Annotated in this window: 1 protein-coding gene; it reads right to left on the bottom strand. The window is 71.1% G+C overall.

Annotated features, from left to right (window positions below; all coding sequences use genetic code 11):
• Window positions 1-1,811 (bottom strand): error-prone DNA polymerase (locus tag G6022_RS11940; protein WP_182691624.1); only part of this gene is annotated, 1,811 nt, incomplete at both ends.

Raw genomic sequence — 1,811 nt, 5'->3', positions numbered from 1 at the left:
CCTCCCGCCGCCCCCCGACGCCGAGCGCGTCGAGTGCCCCCGCGGTGGCCAGCGCCTCCATCTGTCGGACGGTCAGCCCGGTGCGGCCGGCGAGGTCGGCGGCCGAGAGGTACGGGCCGTGGGTGTCGCGCTCGTCGGCGATCGCCGTGGCGAGATCGGTGCCGATGGCCCGCACGGACTCCAGGCCGAGACGCACCTCGGTACCCCCGTTCTCACACGTGGCACCGCCGATCGAACGGTTGACGCAGGGGCGGTGCACGGTGACGCCGTGCCTGCGGGCGTCGGCCACGAGGGACTGCGGCGAGTAGAACCCCATCGGCTGGCTACGCAGCAGCGCCGCACAGAAGACAGCCGGGTGGTGGCACTTGAACCACGCCGAGTAGTAGACGATCGCCGCGAAGGACTGGGAGTGGCTCTCGGGGAAGCCGTAGTTGGCGAACGCGCACATCTTCTCCCAGATCCGCTCCCCCACCTCGGGCCCGGTGACCGGTGTCCCGGGTGGGCTGGTGCCGATGCCGTGGAGGTCACGCATGCCCGCGAAGAACCTCTCCCGCAGCCGCGCCATCCGCTCGGGTGAGCGCTTGGCCCCCATCGCCCGGCGGAGCTGGTCCGCCTCCGCCCCGGTGAACCCGGCGATCTCGGTGGCGATCTGCATGAGCTGCTCCTGGAACAGCGGGATCCCCAGCGTCCGCCCCAGGGCCGCCTCGAGCGCGGGGTGGTCGAACACCACCTCCTCCCGCCCGTTTCGTCTACGGATGTAGGGGTGCACGGAGCCGCCCTGGATGGGGCCGGGGCGGATGAGCGCCACCTCCACCACGAGGTCGTAGAACGTCCGCGGCCGGAGTCTGGGCAGCGTGGCCATCTGCGCCCGCGACTCCACCTGGAACACCCCCACGGAATCACCCCGGCACAGCATCTCGTAGACCTCGGGATCGGAGAGGTCCAGTCGGGCCAGGTCCACCTCGAGGTCCTTGTGCTCGGCCGCGAGGTCGATGGCGTGGTGTAGCGCCGTGAGCATCCCCAGCCCCAGCATGTCGAACTTGACCAGACCGACCGCCGCGCAGTCGTCCTTGTCCCACTGCAGGACCGTCCGCCCGGGCATGCGCGCCCATTCGACGGGCACCACGTCGGCCACCGGCCGGTCGCAGATCACCATGCCGCCGGAATGGATGCCGAGGTGCCGGGGCAGTCCGACGAGTCTGCGGGCCAGCGCCAGCACGTCGGCCGGGACGGTGTGCTCGGTGGCCTCCCGCTCGTGGTTCTTCAGACCCGACCACCGGTCCACGCTCTTGGACCACGCGTCCTGCTGCCCGGTGGAGTACCCGAGTGCCCGGGCCACGTCCCGCACGGCCGACCGCCCCCGGTAGGTGATGACATTGGCGACCTGCGCGGCATGGTCCCGCCCGTAGCGGGAGTAGACGTACTGGATGGCCTCCTCCCGACGACCGGACTCGATGTCCACGTCGATGTCGGGCGGACCGTCCCGCTCCGGGGACAGGAATCGCTCGAAGAGCAGGTGCGCGCCCACCGGGTCGACGTTGGTGATGCCGAGGGCGTAGCAGACCGCCGAGTTGGCGGCCGACCCCCTGCCCTGGCAGAGGATGCCCTCCCTGCGACAGAACTCGACGATGTCGTGGACCACGAGGAAGTAGCCGGGGAACCCCAGCTCGGCGATCACCCCCAGCTCGCGGTGGATCTGGGCATAGGCCTCCGGCGCCGTATCCCGGGCCCCGTAGCGCCGCGCGGCCCCCGCATAGGTGAGTTCGGCGAGCCGACTGTCCTCCGTGTGGCCCTCGGGAACATCGAACGGC

The sequence above is a fragment of the Dietzia sp. Cai40 genome, assembly GCF_014145165.1.
Classification (GTDB): Bacteria; Actinomycetota; Actinomycetes; order Mycobacteriales; family Mycobacteriaceae; genus Dietzia; species Dietzia natronolimnaea.
Note: the sequence above shows the minus strand (reverse complement) of the source record. Positions and strands in the feature narration are given on the sequence as shown.